The organism is Azospirillum isscasi, assembly GCF_030849505.1.
In the GTDB taxonomy this organism is placed as follows: domain Bacteria; phylum Pseudomonadota; class Alphaproteobacteria; order Azospirillales; family Azospirillaceae; genus Azospirillum; species Azospirillum isscasi.
Genome location: NZ_JAUJFI010000284.1, coordinates 1 through 3,334, shown reverse-complemented (window position 1 = coordinate 3,334; position 3,334 = coordinate 1). Strand labels below are relative to the sequence as shown.

At 76.6% G+C, this 3,334-nt stretch carries 1 protein-coding gene; it reads left to right on the top strand.

Annotated features, from left to right (window positions below):
• Nucleotides 1-96: 96 nt before the first annotated feature.
• On the top strand, nt 97-3,334 hold a 3,238-nt coding region (locus QSG27_RS28160; protein WP_306712071.1), incomplete at its 3' end, for a beta-ketoacyl synthase N-terminal-like domain-containing protein.

Sequence of the window (3,334 nt, the reverse complement as noted above, 5' to 3'; positions counted from 1 at the left end):
GCCCAGCGTCGTGTAGATCGACGCGTAGGGCCTGCGCGCGCCCATGTCGCCGAAGCATTGCCAGTTGTGCGCCCGGTGGCCGGGGCGCGGGCCCATGTGCTCGACCCCCACGGCCGGCCGGTGCCGCCGGGCACGGCGGGGGAACTGTGCATCGGCGGTGCGGGGGTGACCGCCGGCTATTACGGCCAGCCCGCACTGACGCAAGAGCGCTTCATCCCCGATCCCTTCGCCGCGGGCGGCAGGCTCTACCGGACGGGCGACCGGGCCCGGCTGGGGGAGGACGGCGCCCTGCTGTTCCTGGGCCGGCTCGACCGGCAGGTGAAGCTGCACGGCTTCCGCATCGAACCCGGCGAGATCGAGGCGGCGCTCGCCGCCCAGCCCGGCGTCGCCCGCGCGCTGGTGGCGGTGCGCCCCGGCGCGGCGGGAGAGGGCGAGCGCGGGCTCGCGGCCTTCCTGCTGCCCGCGGCGGGGACGCGGCTGGATCCGGACGCCGTGCGGCGCGGCGTGCGGGCGGTGCTGCCGCCGCACATGGTGCCCGATGCCTTCCTCCGCATCGACAGCGTGCCGCTGACCCTGCACGGCAAGGTCGATTGGGACGCCCTGCTCGCCCTGCCCGCGGAATCCGCGCCCGCCACGCCCGCCTCCCTGTCGGCGGTGCAGGAGCGGGTTGCCGCCGTCTGGCGGGAGGTTCTGGGCCGCGACTCCATCGGCCCGGACGAGAATTTCTTCGACGCCGGGGGCCATTCCCTGCGGCTGGTGCGGGTCCACGCCCGGCTGGAGGAGGACTTCGCCCGCGGCATTCCCATCAGCGACCTGTTCCGCCTGCCGACCATCCGCAGCCTCGCCGCCCATCTGGCCGGCGCCGCGGAGGACGCGCCCGCGGCCCTGCCCGCTGCCCTTCCGGCGAGCGGAACCGGCGGACCGGTGGCGGTGATCGGCATGGCCTGCCGCTACCCCGGCGCGCCCGACCTGGACTCCTTCTGGCGCCTGCTGCTGGAGGGGCGGGAGGGCATCGCCCGGCTGGACGCCGCCGCCCTGGCCGCCGAAGGGCTGGACCCGGCGATTCTCGACCAGCCGGACCGCGTGCCCGCCGGCGGGGTGGTGGAGGGCGCCGACCTGTTCGACGCCGCCTTCTTCGGCCTCAGCCCGCGCGACGCGGAGATGATGGACCCGCAGCACCGCGTGCTTCTGGAATGCGCGTGGCACGCCATGGAACACGCGGGCTACGACCCCGCCCGTTCCGGCGGGCCGGTGGGGGTCTTCGCCGGGGCCGGGCTGAACACCTATTTCCATGGGGTGCTGAACGCCGGCGGCGCCCTGCCGGACGGGTCCCCCGCCTATCACGCGCTGACCGGCAACGACAAGGACTTCGCCGCCACCCAGATCGCCTACCGGCTGGACCTGCGCGGCCCGGCGATGGCGGTGCAGTCGGCCTGCTCCACCTCGCTCGTCGCCGTGGATCTGGCCCTTCAGTCCCTGCGAGCGGGGCGCTGCCGCATGGCGCTGGCCGGCGGGGTGGCGATCCGCTTCCCCCAGGCCACGGGCTACCGGCACGAGCCGGGGATGATCCTGTCGCCGGACGGCCACTGCCGCCCCTTCGCCGAGGACGCCGCCGGGACGGTGCCCGCCGGCGGCGCCGGTCTGGTGCTGCTGAAGCCGCTGGAGCTTGCCCGGGCGGACGGCGACCGCATCCTGGCGGTCATCCGCGGCAGCGCGGTCACCAACGACGGCGCCGCCAAGGTCGGTTACACGGCCCCCGGCGCGGACGGCCAGACCGCGGCCATCGCCGCCGCCGTCGCCGACTCCGGCCTGGAGCCCGGCGCCATCGACTATGTGGAGACCCACGGCACCGGCACGGCGCTGGGCGACCCGGTGGAGGTCTCGGCGCTGGCCCGCGTCTTCGGCGGGCGCGACCGCCCGCTGCTGCTGGGGGCGGTGAAGAGCAACATCGGCCACGCCGACGCCGCCGCCGGGGTGGCGGGGCTGATCAAGACGGTGCTGGCGCTGCACCACGGCATCCTGCCGCCGACCCTGCACGCCGGCATCCCGAACCCGCGCATCGACTTCGCCGCCGGCCCCTTCGCCGTGGTGACGGAAGCCCGGCCCTGGCCCGACAGCGGCGCCCCGCGGCGGGCGGGGGTCAGCGCCTTCGGCATCGGCGGCACCAACGCCCATGTGGTGCTGGAGCAGGCCCCGCCCGTCCCTGCCGGCGCACCCGCGGACGGCCCCCATCTCCTGCTGCTGTCGGCCCGCAGCGACGCGGCGCTGGAGCGTGCGGCGGAAGCCCTCTCGGCCCATCTGGCGGCCAACCCCGCCCTGCCGATGGCCGACGTGGCGCACACCCTCAGGGCCGGGCGGGCGGTCTTCGCCCACCGGGCGGCGCTGGTGGCGCGGACCGCGGAGGACGCGGCGCGCGGCCTGTCCAGCCCGGCCCTGCTCCGCGCCACGGCCCCGGCGCAGCCCCCCGCGGTGGCCTTCCTGTTCCCCGGCCAGGGCAGCCAGTCCCCCCGCATGGGCGAGGCGCTGTACCGGACCAGCCCCGCCTACCGCGAGGCGCTGGACCGCTGCGCCGCCGGGCTGGAGACGCACATCGGCGCCGACCTGCGCGGCCTGCTCCATGGTCCCGAGGGTCAGGCCGCCGGCGCCGGCGTCCTGCGCCGCACCTCCCTGACCCAGCCGGCGCTGTTCGCCGTGGGCTACGCCACCGCCTGCCACTGGCTGGCCCGGGGGGTGGAGCCGGCGGCCATGCTGGGGCACAGCGTCGGCGAATACGTCGCCGCCTGTCTTGCCGGGGTCTTCGCGCCGAACGACGCGCTGGCCCTGGTGGCGGAGCGCGGGCGGCTGGTCGACTCCCTGCCCGCCGGGGCCATGCTCGCCCTGCCGCTGGCGGAGGACGAGGCGGCGGATCTCATCGCGGACACGGGCCTGTCCATCGCCGCCGTCAACGGCCCGCGTCAGGTCGTGGTGGCCGGCCCGATCCCGTCCATCGAGGAGCTTCACAAGGATCGGGAGGCCGGCGGCCTGCGCTGCTGGCGGCTGGAGACCTCCCACGCCTTCCATTCGGCCATGCTCGACCCGGTGATCCCGCGGTTCGCCGAGCGGGTGGCGGCGCTGACGCTGCGCCCGCCGGAGCGGCGCTTCGTCTCCAACGTCACCGGCACCTGGATCACCGGGGAACAGGCCACCGACCCCGCCTACTGGGCGCGGCACCTGCGCGGCGGCGTGCGCTTCGCGGACGGGGTGGCGGCCCTGCGCGAGGGCGGCATCGGACTGTTGCTGGAGGCCGGGCCGGGGCACACGCTGTGCGGCCTCGCCCGCGGCGCCGGCTGGGACC